The organism is Bacillus sp. AR4-2 (assembly GCF_008274865.1).
GTDB classification, from domain to species: Bacteria; Bacillota; Bacilli; order Bacillales; family Bacillaceae_G; genus Bacillus_A; species Bacillus_A cereus.
In genome coordinates this window covers 5,174,020-5,191,146 of record NZ_CP031062.1, presented here as the reverse complement: position 1 = coordinate 5,191,146, position 17,127 = coordinate 5,174,020, and the positions used below count along the sequence as shown (strand labels likewise).

The window sequence follows — 17,127 nt, the reverse complement described above, 5'->3', positions numbered from 1 at the left end:
GGGAGGTAATGAACATGGCAAGCACAATGACTCCATATTTCGGAATCGTCGTTTCATTAATCGCATACGGAATCGGAACATTATTATTCAAGCATTCAAAAGGGTTCTTCCTATTTACACCATTATTCGTGGCGATGGTATTAGGGATTGTATTTCTAAAGGTAGGTAACTTTACTTTTGAAGAATATAATACTGGCGGAAAAATGATTAGTTTCTTCTTAGAGCCAGCAACAATTGCATTCGCTATCCCACTATATAAACAAGTTGATAAGTTGAAAAAATATTGGTGGCAAATTTTATCAGCTATCGTGGTTGGATCTATTTGCTCAGTAATTGTCGTGTTCATTGTTGCAAAAGCAATCGGTTTAGATACAGCAGTAATGAATTCAATGCTACCACAAGCAGCAACAACAGCAATTGCGTTACCAATTTCAGAAAGTATTGGTGGTATTCCAGCAATTACATCGTTTGCAGTTATTTTCAACGCAGTTATCGTATACGCATTAGGAGCATTATTCTTAAAAACATTTAGAGTGAAACATCCGATTGCAAAAGGTTTAGCACTTGGAACAGCGGGTCATGCATTAGGAGTTGCAGTAGGAATTGAAATGGGTGAGGTAGAGGCAGCGATGGCAAGTATTGCTGTAACGGTAGTTGGGGTTGTAACAGTAGTTGTCATCCCAATGTTCATGCCATTCATTGGATAGTAAAACTTACTTAAAAAATAAGAAAAGCAAGCTATTTGTAGGACAGATTTCTACTGATAGCTTGCTTTTTATGTTACAGTAGTGGTAAGACCTATTAAAAAATGTAAGTTTCCTTAAATCTTCATTAATACTATGTAGAATACGTTTTGAATTAGGTCATTGTATTGTAAAATAAGAAGTAGGCTACTATATACCTGGTAAGGTAGGCATATAATGAGTTTATAAAAATCTTAATATGAATGAATAATTAAAAGTAGAAAAGAGAGAGAAATCTACTTATTAACGTTTTAGTTTATAGGACAGGAGAGAGTATTCGTCGATTATGCAAATAAAAAACCTGTTTCAAAGCAAAGGATTCCAGAGGTTACTCGTATTAGTAATACTTGCTCTCGTGTTATACGGGCTGCAAAGTATGTTGAATTTAATATTAATTACGTTTATTCTCACGTATTTAATGGATCGATTCCAAAAGTTTATTTCACGCAAATTAGATCATTTCATGCCTATTAATCGAAAAATTATTATAGCGTTTCTATATGTAATGTTAATTGGTGGAATTGCTATTACGCTATTTAAATATTTACCAGTATTGACGATACAAATTTCACAACTGATTTACCAATTCAATGTATTTTTAAGAAACCCACCAGATAGTGAACTAATTAAGTATGCAGTTAATGCTGTCAATCATATGGAGCTTTCTAAATATGTAGGACAAGGCGTAGACATTTTGTATAAATCGATTACGAATGTTGGTAAATTTGGCCTTCAAGTTTTACTTTCTTTAATTTTGAGTTTGTTTTTCTTATTAGAAAAATCTCGTATTGTCGGTTTTACTGCAAAGTTTAAAGAAAGCAGGCTTGCAATTTTCTATACTGAAATTGAGTACTTCGGAAAGAAATTTGCACGTTCATTTGGAAAGGTAATCGAAGCGCAATTTTTAATTGCTGTTGTTAACTGTGTTCTTTCAGTTATCGCATTATGGATATTAGGATTCCCACAATTATTAGGTTTAGCGTTAATGATTTTCTTGCTTGGCTTAATTCCAGTAGCAGGGGTTATCATTTCGTTATTCCCACTTTGTATGATTGCTTACAATATTGGCGGTATCATGTACGTTGTTTATATTTTGGTTATCGTAACAGTGATTCATGCGCTTGAAAGTTACGTATTAAACCCGAAGTTTATGTCGCAAAAAACAAATTTACCGATTTTCTATACATTTATGGTATTAATCTTCTCAGAACACTTCTTAGGTGTATGGGGATTAATTATCGGTATTCCAATCTTCATCTTCTTATTAGATGTTTTAGACGTGACAAGTGATGAAATGGAGAAGGATGTTGGAAAAAATAAAGTGAAGTAAAGAAAAAGCATCGATGTTCGGTGCTTTTTCTTTTATAATATGATGTTTCTTATGCCATACTGTAAGCAGAACATAGAATAGGGGTGAAGTAATGGCTGTAAATGAAAAGGTAGAATTGGCTACATTTGCTGGAGGGTGCTTCTGGTGTATGGTTTCGCCATTTGAAGAGATGGAAGGGATTATAAAGGTTGTTTCTGGCTATACAGGTGGTCATAAAGAGAATCCAACGTATAAAGAAGTATGTTCAGAAACGACGGGACATTATGAGGCAGTACAAATTACATTTGATGCAAATAAAATGCCGTATGAGGAATTGTTAAATATATATTGGAGACAAATTGATCCGACCGATATTGGTGGACAATTCCACGACCGCGGACAGTCTTATGAAACGGTGATTTTTTATCATAATGAAGAACAACATAAAAAAGCAGAGACCTCAAAAGAAGAGCTTGAGCAGAGTGGACGCTTTTCAAAACCAATTGCGACAAAAATACTACCAGCAGCTACATTTTATCCAGCTGAAGAATATCACCAAGGATACCATAAGAAAAACACATTCCGCTATGAGTTATATCGTAAAGGCTCAGGACGAGATGCTTTTATTAAGCAACATTGGCCAAAGGATAATGCTCATTTAAAAGAAAAACTCAATGAGATGCAGTATTATGTAACACAGGAAAATGGTACAGAACCACCATTTCGAAATGAGTATTGGAACCATAAAGAGGAAGGTCTTTATGTAGACATCGTTTCAGGTGAGCCGTTGTTTACTTCTCTAGATAAATTTGATAGTGGATGTGGATGGCCTAGTTTTACAAAACCAGTGATGTCAGCAAGTGTGAAAGAAAAGATGGATGTGAGTCATAATATGACACGTACAGAAGTGAGAAGTAAAGAAGGAGATTCACATCTTGGGCACGTATTTCCAGATGGTCCAGGACCAAATGGCCTTCGTTACTGTATTAATTCCGCAGCTCTTCGATTTATTCCAAAAGAGGAATTAGAGAAAGAAGGCTATGGCGATTTCCTAATCTTGTTTGGAAATAAAAAATAACCTCGCAGTTAGCGAGGTTATTTTTTTGTTATTTTGTTTTTTTCTTTTTAAATTTGCTTAATACTTCATAAACGATTGGAACAATAAGAAGTGTTAATAACGTTGAACTTGTTAATCCACCAATTACCGTTACGCCAAGTCCTTTAGAAATTAAGCCACTACCTTCAAATCCTAATGCAAGCGGGATAAGAGCACCGATTGTTGCAATTGCAGTCATTAAAATTGGACGAAGGCGTGTTGCACCAGCTTCTAATAAAGCTTCACGTGTTGATAGTCCTTCATTTTCCTTATGAATAACGCGGTCGATAAGCACGATTGCGTTTGTTACAACGATACCGATTAACATAAGCGCACCAATCATTGCAGATACACTTAATGTTTCACCAGAGATTAATAAGGCAACAAGAGCCCCAATAATTGTAAATGGTAGCGAGAATAAAATTGCGAATGGTGCTAGGGCACCACCAAATGTAACGACAAGAACGAAGTATACAATGGCAATCGCAGCTAACATCGCTAGGCCAAGTTGCTTGAATGATTCTTGAATATCTTTAGTAACACCGCCCATAGAAACATCTACACCAGAAGGAAGATCCATTTTATCTACTTCTTTTTGTACTGCAGCAGATGCTTTTGAAACGTCATCAGATGTTAATTTGGCACTAACCTCTGCATAAACACGTCCATCTCGGTGTGTTACTGTATTCGATGTTTCACCTTCTTTTACAGTCATAACATCTTTCACAGCTACTTCATTACCAAGTGGTGTTGTAATTTTGCGATTTGTTAAGTCATCGATTGTTTCATAATTTTGTTTTTCAGCTTCTACATATACATTGATATCTTTACCGTCTTTTTTAATTGTTGTCAGAACAGGGCGATCATGTTGATTAGAAAGTCCCATTCCAATTTGAGCAGCCGTTAAGCCCATTTTACTCAGCTTTTCTTGATCTGCGACTAAAGTGTACTCTGCATATGTTTTTGCAATACTAGAATCTATATCTTTTAAGTCTTTATTTTTCTTCATGATATTTTGAATATCTTTTACGACAGGCTTAATGTCTTCTGAGCTATCTCCATAAACGTATAGTTTAATTTCGTTACTACCGCCACTTGCTCCGAAGTCTTGGTTTTTCCATTCGCCTTTGCCAGACATCTTCTGTAAATCTTTAACGACTTGTTCTTTCTCTTTTTCAAAGTTTTTCGTGTCGTTATCATATTGCACGAAGAACATTGCTTGGTTTGATTGACCAGGACTCATTGGATTCTCTCCACCTAATGAGAACTGAATTGTTTTGACGTCTTTATTATCTTGGAAGTGCTTCTCAGCTTTTGTTGCAATTTTTTCAACGTCTTCTAACGTTTGACCTGGTTCAGGATTATATGTTGCAATAATCATTTTTTCTTCTTCAGAAGGTAAGAAACTTACACCGATAACTGGTACAAGTGCAAGACTACCAACTAATAGAAGGACAGCGATACTTGATGTAATAATTTTGTGATTTAAAGCCCATGCAAGTATGCGTTTATACCCATTTGCTAATTTACTTGGTTTTTCTTCATGATGTACTTCTTTTTCCCTCATGCTCTCTTTCTTAAATAAGGAATGAGCTAGCATCGGTACGATTGTAACTGCTACTAGTAATGATGCTAATAAAGCGAAGACGATAGTTAAGGCGAATGGTAAGAACATTTCACCAATCATACCTTTTACTAGTCCAAGCGGTAAAAATACAGCAATTGTTACAATGGTGGAAGACATAATCGGGATAAACATTTCTTTCGTAGCTTCACGAATTAAATCTTTTCCACGTAATTTCTCTTCTGATAACGACATACGTCGGTAAATATTTTCAATAACAACAATTGAGTCATCGACAACGCGGCCTATAGCAACGGTCATTGCTCCAAGTGTCATAATGTTAAGCGTAATATCCATTTGCTTTATGACTAAAACAGCAATTAATAAAGAAAGTGGTATTGAAACGACAGAAATTAGCGTTGTTCGAATATTTCGTAGGAACAGCATAATAATAACAATCGCAAAGATAGCACCGAAAATTGCTTTGCTCAGCATTGTTTCAACTGATTTTTCAATAGGTGCACCTTGGTCGAATGTTGAAATGATCTCTAAATCTTTATATTTTTTCTCAAGATCTTTTACTTTATCTTTTACTGCATTTACAACATCAACTGTATTTGCATCAGAGGCCTTCACAATTTGAATTCCAATTGCTTCTTTTCCATTTGTTCGAGAAATAGATTCTGCTTTCCCAACTTCTTTAATGTCAGCAATTTCGTCTAATGTAACTGTTGGAATCCCGTTCATAGCAGCTGGATTCATTTGCGGCGTTTGTGCACCAGCGCCAGCATTTTGACTACCTTGACCGTTAGGTGAGGAAGGTATAGCTGGGATTTTAAGTTCTTTTAACGCTTTAATCGTTGTAATATTGCCATCTACAACAACTGATTTTTCCGTGTCTTTAAATGTGTATAAGCCAAGTGGTAAAGATACATCCGATCCCTTAATCACATTTTTTACGGTATCTTCACTTAGTCCTAGTTCTTTCATTTTATCTTTCTTGAAGACAAGCTGTACTTCATCTACTTGTTGGCCAGCAATTTGAACAGATGCAACACCATCAAGTCCTTTTAATCCTGGTACAACATTTTTTTCTACATTTTCAGTTAAGGTAGCTAAAGATTCATTCTTACTTGCCACGCTTAACGAAATAACTGGAAAGGCATTGAAGTTTACTCGTGAAACTTTAGGATCTTTAACACCTTCTGGGAGTTTTACATTTGTGAGAGCTTCTTTAATTTCTGTTTCTGCTTTTTCCATATTTTTATCAAAATCATATTCTACTTGAATAGAAGATGCGTTTTGAAAAGATGATGAACTCACAACGTTAACACCGCTTAAATTTTGTAGTTGTTCTTCCATCGGCTTTGAAACTTTATCAGCTACTTCTTCTGGTGTAGCACCAGGATAGACCGTAGTTACTGTCACAATCGGTGTTGTAATATCAGGGATTGTTTCCAGCTTCATATTGAGTCCAGAGTAGATCCCCGCAATAGTAACAATAATGGTTAGTAGCCAAACTGCGAACTTATTTTTTAACGAGAAATTGATGATTTTGTTCATGTTTGCGCTCCCTTTTTATTATATTGACCAACTGGTCAGTCTAATACATAATATAACTGACCGTTCGGTCAATCGTCAATAAAAAGAGATGGTATAATACATTTATAATAAGATGCGAGATTAAATTTAGGAGAGAAGATATGAAAGAAAAAGAGCGTTTAATTATAGAATCGGCTATGAAGTTATTTGCTACTAAGGGTGTAAATGCGACATCAGTGCAGGAAATTGTGACAGCTAGTGGTATATCTAAGGGAGCTTTTTACTTATATTTTAAATCGAAAGATGAGCTTTTATTAGCGACACTTCGATATTATTATGACAAAATCCAAAAGAAAATGCTGGATATTGAACAAGAGTCTTTATTACCACGTGAAAAATTTGCAAAACAATTACATTGTCAGTTTAATGATATACAAAAGCATAAAGAATTTATTATTATGCATGCGAGAGAAAATGCGATTCCGTTTAATAAAGAAGTAGAAGAATTTATGATGCGGATGAAGTTAGAGTCTCATGCATTTTATCGGAATAGTTTATTGTCCATTTATGGTGAAAAGGTTATGCCATATTTATTGGATTTAGTAATTATGGTAGAAGGCATATGCCGTGGGTATTTAGAATTAATTATTTTACAAGCACCAGAAATTGATTTATCGTATGTAGCTGCTTTTATTTTAAAAAGAGTAGATAATTTAGTAGATGGCTTAGTAGAATCTTCGGAAGAACCTATTTTACATGAAGAAAAGCTTGGAGAATTCCTTTGTAAATCAGAGCTTATTAAGGAACAAGTTAAAGAACATTTTTTAAAAGAGATTATTGTATTTAAGCGCACTTTAGCTGATCAATTAGAGGATGATGAGCTGTTGGTTACATTAGATGTTTTAGAGGCGGAAATACGATTGCTTAATCCAAGAATTCCGGTAATTAGAGGTATGTTAGCAAATTTAGAGGCGTATCCGGAATTAAAAGAATTTCGATTACGCCTTATAGGATACTACAATATAAAAAATTCTTAATAAAAATAAGTAAAAAACTCCTTGTCTACACAAGGAGTTTTTTCTTAAAGACTACTTACTATTTTGAGACCATTCTTCAACATCCCAAACTTTTGTGATCCAATCTTCATAGAAGTCCGGTTCGTGACATACAAGGAGAATTGTTCCTTTATATGCTTTCATAGCCTTCTTAAGTTCCGCTTTTGCTGTAACATCAAGATGGTTTGTCGGCTCATCAAATAATAGCCAGTTACTTTCCTCACCCATTAGCTTACATAAACGAACTTTTGCTTGTTCTCCACCACTTAATTGACTTAATGGGCGAGAAATATGTTCATTTTTTAATCCGCATTTTGCTAACATCGCACGAATTTGATGCTGGTCTAGGCCAGGGAATGTATTCCATACATCATCAATTGGTGTTATATTATCAGCTTTAACTTCTTGTTCAAAGTATGCAGGCTCTAAGAAGTCACCAAGACTTGTTTTACCGCTTAAAGGTTTAATTTTACCTAAGATTGTTTTTAGCAACGTTGATTTACCAACACCGTTACATCCAACAATAGCAATTTTTTCACCACGTTCAATCGTCATTGATAGCTTTGGTAGTAGCGGATGTGTATATCCGATTTCTACATTTTCACCTTCAAAGACGAAGCGACTACTTGCACGACTTTCTTTAAATGAGAATTCCGGTTTAATTGCTGTTTCCGGACGATCAATAAGCTCCATGCGATCAAGTTGTTTTTGACGACTCTTTGCACGACCTGTCGTTGAATAACGAGCTTTGTTCTTTGCAATGAAGTCTTCTTGCTTTTTGATAAACTCGCGCTGTTTTTCATAAGCGTTTATATGTTGATTTTTATTGATTTCTGCTAGTTCTAGGAATTTTTCATATGTCGCTGTATAGCGTGTCATTTTTGTGAATTCTAGATGGAAAATAACATCAACACATTTGTTCATAAATTCCGTATCATGAGAAATTAATAAGAATGCATGTGGATATTCTTTCAAATAATTTGTTAACCAATGAATATGTTCAACGTCTAAATAGTTAGTAGGTTCATCAAGCAATAACACTTCTGGCTGTTCAAGTAATAGCTTTGCAAGCAATACCTTTGTACGTTGTCCGCCACTTAGTGCTGAAACATCACGATCTAAACCAATTGCATCAATTCCAAGACCACGTGCAGCCTCTTCAATTTTCATATCTAGTAAGTAGAAACCACCTGCTTCAAGTGCATCTTGTATTTCTGCCATTTGCTCAAGAAGTTCTTCTAGTTCTTCTGGTGTAGCAGTTCCCATTTTTTCTGTAACTTCATTTAAAGCTTTTTCCTTTTCGAATAACGGTAAAAATGCATCCGCTAGTACGTCACGGATTGTACGCCCAGGTGTTAAAACAGTATGCTGATCTAAGTAGCCGTAATGTGTGCCCGGTGTCCATTCTACGCGACCTTGGTCATGAATAAGCTGACCAGTAATGATATTCATGAATGTTGATTTACCAACACCGTTTGCACCAACTAATCCAACGTGCTCACCTGCTAATAATCGCATAGATACATCTTTAAATAATGTACGATCGCCAAATGTATGTCCTAATTTTTCAACTGTTAATAAGCTCATAGTATCCTCCGTCCAACTTGAAATAGTACCTTGAATCATGATACTAAATTCTTTCATATAATGCTATCATTTCAAAATGTATATTTTTTCAAAAGAAGTGTTTGTAAATGTTAGTATATAAAAAAGTTACTTCTCCTACAGAAGTAACTTTTTGGTTATGCCTTTTGTTTAACTTCACTAACTTTCTTTTCAGCTACAATAAAATGCGGTCTACGTTTTGTTTCATAATAAATACGACCGATATATTCACCAATAACACCTAGGAATATGAGTTGAATACCGCCAATAAATAGTATAGCGGAAATGAGAGTAAAGTAACCAGGAACTTCCACACCACCGAGGATGATTTGAACGAACGTAGTGATTACGTATAAAAGTCCTAAAATGGTTGTTAGTAATCCAAGATATATAGATAGACGTAACGGTTTATTATTGAATGAAATTACACCATCAATTCCATAATTTAATAATTTCGAGAAGGTCCATTTACTTTCTCCATCAGAACGTAATACATTTTCATATTCAATGATTAATTCGTTATAACCGATCCAAGAAAATAAGCCCTTTGAAAATCGGTTGTATTCACTTAAAGATAATAAAGAATCTACTGCTCTTCGACTTAAAAGTCTAAAGTCACCAATACCGTCTACTAATTCAATATCTACAAATTTATTCATCACTTTATAGTAAAGACGAGAGACGAAAGAGCGAACGGGTGAATCACCAGTTCTTGTTCTTTTTGCAATGACTTGGTCGTAGCCGTCGTTATATCCTTCTAACAGTTCTTTTATTAACGTAGGAGGGTGTTGTAAGTCAGCATCCATAATAACAATTGCATCGCCTGTAGCATATTTTAAACCAGCTAACATTGCAGCTTCTTTTCCGAAGTTTCGACTAAATGATATGTAGTGTACCGATGAATCTACACTAGCTAAATCACGTAAAATATTTAATGTATCATCTTTACTACCATCATTAACAAAAACAAATTCATAATCGGTAGTTAATTTATGAATTTCAAGGGAAGTCTCTGAATAAAAGGCTCGAAGCACCTTTTCTTCATTGTAGCATGGTACTACTATTGAAAGGGTCATGTTAGGACCTCCTTAGGTGTAATTTTAAAGTGGGCATGAAGTAAAAGTGAAGCAATCATCTTCAACTTTTACTTCACTTCATTTTAATACCTTTTTTTAAAACGATTTTTTAATTTTGAATATCTTTTCGTATCTCCAAGAACTAGAAGCGAGATGCAAATGATAAATGAAATGATAGAAATAACGAGACCCATTTTGAAATAAGGTGTGACGTATTTCATTTCAACTACATGTTGCCCTTTGGAAATAGGAACGCCAATAAAGGCGGAATTAGCCTTCGTAAATTCCGTTTCTTTACCGTCAACTTTTATTGACCATCCTTTACTATATGGTACCGATAAATATAGTAATCCATCTTTAGTGGAATTAATATCACCTTTTAAGGAGTTACCTTCATAGTAAATGTTTTGTAGGCTATTTTCTTTTAAAGTATTTACTTTTTTCGGGACAGTCTGATAGTTAGTACTGTTGATTTGTAAATCTTTCAACTCATATTGACCAGGAGTAGGAATAGAAATGATTAGCTCGGTTGGCTTTGCATCTTTTCCTAAGTTGTAAACAAATCTTTCTAACGGATAAGCATAAGCTCCATCTTCATTACCTTTTATCATAGATTTGTCATTCACGGTAACCCCAAATGATTCCTTATTTATATTTCTAATTTTAATTTCAACAAGAAGATCACCTAACATATCGTTATTATCAATAGGTACTATTATACGCCCATTTTCATGAACAGTGAGTATATCTTTCTCTTTCTCTATATTTTCCCACTTCATTTTATTTGGATTAATCTTAATTTGTTTTGAATCTAGCTGTTTTGTATTAAATTGTTTTAGTGGGAGACTTCCAACATCATTTACAACTACAGCATCTAATAAAAGTTGATCTTTCTCGGCAAAATTAAGTTTTGAAAATTCTTCATCACTTATTCCAGCTTCGTATACATAGCCTAATGGTAGTGCAAATTCATTTTTATAAATGTTGTAAGGACCTACTTGTTGTAAATGCTTATAACCATAAGGAATTTCAGTTTTATTAGCACCTTCACTTAGTACATAATATTTTACCCCTAGCATGTTCTCAAGGAATAATCGTTTATCTAACTGGAAGAACATAGATGGACTATCGTATCCTTGGAAAACATTGTACTTATTTTTCATAAAGTCATGAACATGATAATTGACTAAGCTTTGATAAGTACTTGTACCATGATAACCTTGCAACATCGGCGTATTTTTATAATTATTGTTTGGATTGATAATTCGATAAAAATCTTTATCTTGATTTTGTATATAACGAATTGCGTCAATTTCATCCTTATTATCAAGACCTGGCCCGTGTAATGATTCTTTTGTCACGCCTGCTTGATTAAAGTGTTTACTAAGAGCAAAATCTGAATAGAAGTAATTAATAAATATTACATTGACGAGTACATTTAATACAATGAAACATTGTAAGGCTACTTTTGATAAATAGCGCCATAGTAATATTGTAATAATAGATAATACAGTAGTGCAAATTAAAATTTTATCAATTGTTTGTAGCGGCTGTGCGTTTATATTTACTTTTCTATAGAATGCGTAAATAAATAATGTTGTTGCTAGCAAAGGACCTATTAAAGAATTGACCTTTTTTTTGTTGAGTAGCATCCAATCTAAAATGTAGGCGACAGTTTGTGCAACCACAAATGCAAATAAGTAAAACCATCTGTATTGCATGGCAGAAAAGCCATTAAATACGGAATACGTATATGGAAGCATATATAGCACTAACATAAACCCAGTAAAGATTAATTTATTTGTGACAAGTTTATTGCGTATTAGAAGCGCGCTAGTAATAAGGAAGAGGATGAAAACAGGGAATGCAAGCTGATAATCCTCTGTATTATTAATGAAAAAGATACTTTCCATTAAGTTTTTATAAAACGTACCTTCAAAAAATAACGGTATAGTAAATTTTGTAGCGAGCCGATCGGAACTAAATACACCATTTACAGATGGTATAAAGCAAACAGCAGATAAACCTAGTGATAAAGCATATAGAAAAGCAATTCTAATATAATAAATTATAAATGTTTTAATTGTTTTGTTCTGTTGTGTAGCGAAATATTGGAAAAAGGCATAAATATAGATAAAAATACTAGTAATGAAAGCGAAATAGAAATTTGATGCAAGCATAAGTGCTGTTGCAAACAGGAATAACCCTTTTTTTCGCTCTAAAATATATTTATCTAATCCCCATATTACTAAAGGTAAAAACACTATAGCATCTGCCATGAAATCCCATAATAAAGAATGGCGAATGAAAGTTACACATCCTCCATATATAATGGCAGAAATGAAAGAAGAAAAAATAGTTTTATTGTGATAACGTAAAGAACCATACATGAATAACATAGCTAATGTACTCTTTAAAATACTCATATATAGTTTCATCTCAAAGATTTGGTCAAAATTTAGTTTAGGAAGTAGAAGCGTAAGCCAGAAAAATGGTGCTGTACTATAGTAATAACTAAATTCTCCGAATAAATCTCCACCTAAGCCATAATCCCAAGACCAAAATAAATTTCCATCTTTAAATGCGTGTTGTAAAAGGAATGTAAAGAAACTAAATTGTGATAATGCATCTCCTGTACTAGAAAATACATTGTCTGATTTTAGGAAAAAGTAATGAAAAGCAAATGCACATATTATTAATAATGGAATAATAATAAGTGTGCTTTTAGTGAAAAATGTTCTTTTATTTACTTCTGAAGTCATTAAATAAATAAGCCTCCTTAAATGCAATTGCCACATTCTTCATCTCTGGATATCGTTTTAGGATGAAGAAAAACTGTGTATGAATCGGCGATTTTTAATAGTATTAATAAAATGTTTATTGGTGCAATGTATGGTAAATTTAGGGTGTAAATAGTTAATATTTACATGAAGAATTAACTATGAATTACCTTAATAATAGGTGTTGTACATCTAGTGCTGTTCGTTTCCAAGTATAATCATTCCAGAAAGGCAAGTCAATTTAAGATATAGATTGAAAAAGGGCTCATTTTCTAAGTGAAGAAGATAAAAATAAAAACTTCAAATTTGATTTGAAGTTTTTATTTTTATTTATTTTCGAGCCAGCTTTTTATTTATAAATCCTAAAATCAATCCGCGTATTTGTGGATCGATTGCAAGACCGATAATACCGTATAATATACCAGTAATTGTTAAAGCAACTAATGGCGGTAAGGTAATTAATATTGTACGGTATAGAATATAGCTGATGATAAAGGCTAAGGTATTGAATATAATCCCTTTAAATAGTAACGAGAAGCCTTTACGAACAAATAGAGTGAATCCGATTAATAACGTAATCTCGGTAAGGATAGCGGCAATAGCAGCTCCCATCATTCCGAACTGACTACCTAAGACGATGTAACTTATAACGGCAACAGCTAGTCCGATTCCCATTGTTGTTGCGCGTTTCCATTGTTGACCAATTGTCGTTAAATTATCAGCAAGTGGATAGTTAATAGATTGTAAAATGACCATAAAGGCTAAAATGGCAAGAGCATCACCAGCTGGCGCATATTCTTTGCCTAATAAAGTAACAATCCAAAAGCTTGGATCAGCGATAAATGGAATGGAGATTCCCATTCCTAAAAAAGACATCAGTTTTAATTCAAACTGAGATAGTTTTCTATGTTCATCAATATTCTTTTCATTTCCAAACGCAAATAATTTTGGATAAAAGGCTGCTGCAATTACACCAGGTATTTGATAAAGGACTGCAGGTATTTTTGATGCAGCTCCAAAGAATCCAACTTGCTCGTACGTCGAAACTTTTTCTAATATAATAGGGCCTAACTGCGGTAAAAGCATAATGATAATGCCATTGATTGTGAAAATCAGCAGTTGATCTAAAATCCCTTTGTCCCAGCCCTTATGAACTGTCGTATGGCGGAGTACCATTATGAAGGCGATGACTCCTGTTACAAGACTAGATATCCCATACATAGCAGCGACCGTCATAAGTGACCATTTCAACGACATTCCGAGTAGAAGCGCAGCTGCGGCTGTTACACCTTGTAGTACAGAAATAATCGCTGTAAATTGCATACGTTCTGTTACTTGGAAATAAGCCATTCCAACGCCTTGTAAAGTTGCTCCAAACATTGTTGGTAGTACAACCCAATATACCATGGCGCGTAGGTAGGCATCAGTATAGAAGAACTGAGCAAAAATAGCGAAGAGTACAGAAATTACGACAGCTAATACGAAACGAATGCGTAAATAACTACTGATTAGTACGCTAATATTTGCATCCTTTCTCGTTCCTTCACGCATAAACGTATGTGTCAAACCAGCATCTGTGAAATAACAAATAACAGCGGAAACTGCTAATGCAGTTGTGAACATCCCATACTCACCGGGAGAAACGTATCTTGCGAAGAGAATCGTCGCAATAGCAAGTACAAATCGAACAGTAATATTTCCTACAAATAGGTAGGAGGCATTTTTAAGAATCTTATTTGTTTTCATGAGAAAAAACCTTTCTATTCTTTAGGACCTTTTTCGTTCGTCCTATTTGTAAATTTGATTTGTTTACGGAAAGAGAGGTGAGTACTATATTTTCAGTTTAAGAAAACAGAAATTTAATTCGTACAAACCAAAGCATTGCATATAGTTTTTTACTACGCTTTCCGTTTTTTGAATAGATTTTATGGCAATATTTCTTTATATCTTTTTTGATTAATTGAACTTGGGCATTATTTAATTGAGAGTTTTCTTTAATGTATATACAAGCATTATTGATAACAGTATAAGGGAATAAATAAGTCTCAAGAATCTCAATAAGTGACTGAGGGTCTTTCGTAATGAAGTCTTGAGATTTGTTATGTACCCAATCTTTCATACGATTGAATACTTCCAACTCTTTTGTCGTTTTTAATTCATAATCTTTATACTTAGAAGAAAGATTTCCTTCTGATAAGATTCTATAATATGTTAAGTATTCATCGACATAGCATACATTTGTCACACTCATTAGTTTAAATAAAAACTCCAAATCTTCTCCCCAGCTACATCCTGGTGTAAAACGGATATTATGATTCATTGCGATAGAGCGTTTGAAAATCCAAGTACTTGTTTGAGCAACAACTTGGTGTGTTAAGAATGCTTTTGCCATATCACCTTTAATAAAGTTTGTTTTATGCTCAATCTTTTCGTCTGTTTCTTCGTAGAAATTCATATAACCACAATAGCATGCGTCCATGTTGTTTTTATGCATACTCTCGATTTGTTTCTCAATTTTAGTTGGATGCCATAAGTCGTCACTATCAAGGAAAGCGACATATTCTCCGCTAGCATTTTCAATCCCTGTATTACGAGCTACTGAAACACCTTGGTTTTTTTGGTGAACGTATTTTACTTGACCCGGATATTTTTCTGCAAGATTTTTTACGATAGAAGGTGATTGATCTTTACTTCCATCATCTACAATTACAATTTCAATGTTTTTATATGTTTGATCCAGTATTGACTGCATCGTTTCTTCAATATATTTTTCTGTGTTATACAGGGGTATGACAACAGAAACAAGTTGTTTTTGTTCCATCATAGAATTTTTATCTCCTCAAATTTTTTATGTCTTGCACCATATATACAAGCCTTTTGAAAGGAAGAAGATTACAAGAACATCTGTATCAGTTTAACGCATATAAACTTTGTAAATCAACTTTCTATTATTGTACTTTGTATAAAAAGTATTTATTATAGAATATATTTTCTTGTGAAAATATATAAATAAAATTTGAAAATTATGTATTTTAAGGGGGAATATGAAATGTTAAGGCGATTTGCGCTTCGTTTTGCAACTTTACAAACACATGGTGCAGATTTGACTCTAGCTAGCGATGATATAGGTTATCAAAAAATGGCAACTATTTTATTGGAAACAGGAATGTTAATATATCATGAGCTTGATAAACCACCTATTCATATTATGCCAGGTTTTCCAGTGTTTTTAGTTACTGTATTTTACTTTTTTGGAAATGGTAATAAAGGCCTTTTTGTAGCTGAATTAATTATTATCCTATTAGGAGTACTTATTATTTTACTAACTTATAAGATTGGTACTTATTTATTGAATCCCGCTGCAGGATTAATAGGTGCTTTCTTATTAGCGGTGTATCCTCCAGAGATTGTTGTGGGAAATTTAACTTTAACAGAAGGACAGTTTCTATTCTTTTCATTGGGATTATTATATTGGAGCTTAAAATTAGCTGATACTCATAAAACGAAACATTTTCTACTTTTTAGCATTGTACTTACGCCTACAAGTTGCTTTATATCCAATACTATTATTTATATATCTTTTAATGAAGCGCTATCCATTCCGCATTATGATGAAGCAAGCGATAGTATTTTTTATAATAAAAAATACATGCAAGGAAGGACCTGTGCATGTATGATGAGAAGATTATGTTAAATATTCCAAGGCTTACTTAAAGTTAAAACTTCAGCCATCTCTTTACTTTTTAAACGTCCCTTTTTTCGGTTTTCCGCGCGTTCTAAACCGGTTGTGTGTAACCAATGTTCTTCCTGAGTTTCAGGTAGTACTTGTGGTACGGACGAAGGTTTTCCATCTTTTATAGCCACAAATGTAATGAAGCAAGTAGCAGCAATTCTACGCTCGCCTGCTAATAAATTTTCTGCGATTACTTTTACGAAAACTTCCATTGAAGATTTCCCTGTATAACACACAAATGCTTCATAACAAACAGAATCAGCTTGGTGAATTGGAGTTAAAAAATCAACTGAATCAATAGATGCTGTTACGCAATGTTTACGACTATGTCTTGCAGCCGCAATTGAAGCGATACTATCAATTTCTGCTAATAATTTCCCTCCAAAAAGTGTTTGGTGATTATTTAAATCGTTAGGAAAAACACGTGTTGTCTTAATTGCTTTAGATTCTCGCATGAATTTCTTTTCCATATATTCAGCCCCTATAGTCTGTTTTCAATCAGAATAATATGTGTAAGTGGAGTACTCATATTAGATATTTAATGAAGTAAAGTGTATTCCAAAAGAGGATTATTTAAACTTCTGTATTTGTATTCATGTAACTGAAAGAAAATTTATTTTATCT

At 33.7% G+C, this 17,127-nt stretch carries 11 protein-coding genes and 2 pseudogenes; 6 read left to right on the top strand and 7 right to left on the bottom strand.

The window, feature by feature from the left end; all coding sequences use genetic code 11:
• Window positions 1–14: 14 nt before the first annotated feature.
• From lrgB to msrB, 4 genes and pseudogenes are all read left to right on the top strand, one after another.
• A complete protein-coding gene (gene lrgB, locus DN399_RS26820) occupies window positions 15–707 on the top strand; it encodes an antiholin-like protein LrgB (RefSeq protein ID WP_000168869.1) in 693 nt (230 codons plus the stop codon).
• 322 nt (window positions 708–1,029) lie between these two features.
• Complete coding sequence (locus DN399_RS26815) at window positions 1,030–2,073, top strand: AI-2E family transporter (RefSeq protein WP_001166010.1); 1,044 nt, start codon at window positions 1,030–1,032, stop codon at window positions 2,071–2,073.
• A gap of 91 nt (window positions 2,074–2,164) precedes the next feature.
• Window positions 2,165–2,632, top strand: a pseudogene (msrA, locus tag DN399_RS28515) (peptide-methionine (S)-S-oxide reductase MsrA); the annotation flags it as partial.
• 45 nt (window positions 2,633–2,677) lie between these two features.
• The gene (msrB, locus tag DN399_RS28510) at window positions 2,678–3,130 is read left to right on the top strand and encodes a peptide-methionine (R)-S-oxide reductase MsrB (protein WP_224201069.1); all 453 of its coding nucleotides are present in this window, start codon (window positions 2,678–2,680) and stop codon (window positions 3,128–3,130) included.
• A 28-nt stretch (window positions 3,131–3,158) separates the two neighbouring features.
• Here msrB and DN399_RS26805 read toward each other — a convergent pair whose 3' ends face one another.
• Entirely contained in the window at window positions 3,159–6,275 is a 3,117-nt protein-coding gene (locus tag DN399_RS26805) for an efflux RND transporter permease subunit (RefSeq protein ID WP_001033494.1), read from the bottom strand.
• A 140-nt stretch (window positions 6,276–6,415) separates the two neighbouring features.
• On the opposite strand from DN399_RS26805, the gene DN399_RS26800 reads away from it, so the two are divergent.
• A complete protein-coding gene (locus DN399_RS26800; protein ID WP_000659648.1) occupies window positions 6,416–7,291 on the top strand; it encodes a TetR/AcrR family transcriptional regulator in 876 nt (291 codons plus the stop codon).
• 51 nt (window positions 7,292–7,342) lie between these two features.
• Here DN399_RS26800 and DN399_RS26795 read toward each other — a convergent pair whose 3' ends face one another.
• The 5 genes from DN399_RS26795 to DN399_RS26775 form a co-directional block, all read right to left on the bottom strand.
• Entirely contained in the window at window positions 7,343–8,896 is a 1,554-nt protein-coding gene (locus DN399_RS26795; RefSeq protein WP_000055410.1) for an ABC-F family ATP-binding cassette domain-containing protein, read from the bottom strand.
• Window positions 8,897–9,051: 155 nt separating this feature from the next.
• Window positions 9,052–9,990 carry a glycosyltransferase family 2 protein gene (locus DN399_RS26790; RefSeq protein WP_149150104.1) on the bottom strand — a complete coding sequence of 313 codons (939 nt, stop codon included), beginning with the start codon at window positions 9,988–9,990 and terminating at the stop codon, window positions 9,052–9,054.
• An 83-nt stretch (window positions 9,991–10,073) separates the two neighbouring features.
• Window positions 10,074–12,752 carry a YfhO family protein gene (locus DN399_RS26785; RefSeq protein WP_070180717.1) on the bottom strand — a complete coding sequence of 893 codons (2,679 nt, stop codon included), beginning with the start codon at window positions 12,750–12,752 and terminating at the stop codon, window positions 10,074–10,076.
• A 348-nt stretch (window positions 12,753–13,100) separates the two neighbouring features.
• A complete protein-coding gene (locus tag DN399_RS26780) occupies window positions 13,101–14,516 on the bottom strand; it encodes an oligosaccharide flippase family protein (protein ID WP_000856149.1) in 1,416 nt (471 codons plus the stop codon).
• A gap of 97 nt (window positions 14,517–14,613) precedes the next feature.
• A complete protein-coding gene (locus tag DN399_RS26775; protein WP_149150103.1) occupies window positions 14,614–15,594 on the bottom strand; it encodes a glycosyltransferase family 2 protein in 981 nt (326 codons plus the stop codon).
• A 201-nt stretch (window positions 15,595–15,795) separates the two neighbouring features.
• On the opposite strand from DN399_RS26775, the pseudogene DN399_RS26770 reads away from it, so the two are divergent.
• Window positions 15,796–16,399: pseudogene (locus tag DN399_RS26770) on the top strand (4-amino-4-deoxy-L-arabinose transferase); the annotation flags it as partial.
• 61 nt (window positions 16,400–16,460) lie between these two features.
• Here DN399_RS26770 and DN399_RS26765 read toward each other — a convergent pair.
• Window positions 16,461–16,973: an acyl-CoA thioesterase gene (locus DN399_RS26765; protein WP_000412126.1), complete on the bottom strand. Its 513-nt coding sequence runs from the start codon at window positions 16,971–16,973 to the stop codon at window positions 16,461–16,463.
• Window positions 16,974–17,127: the final 154 nt, after the last annotated feature.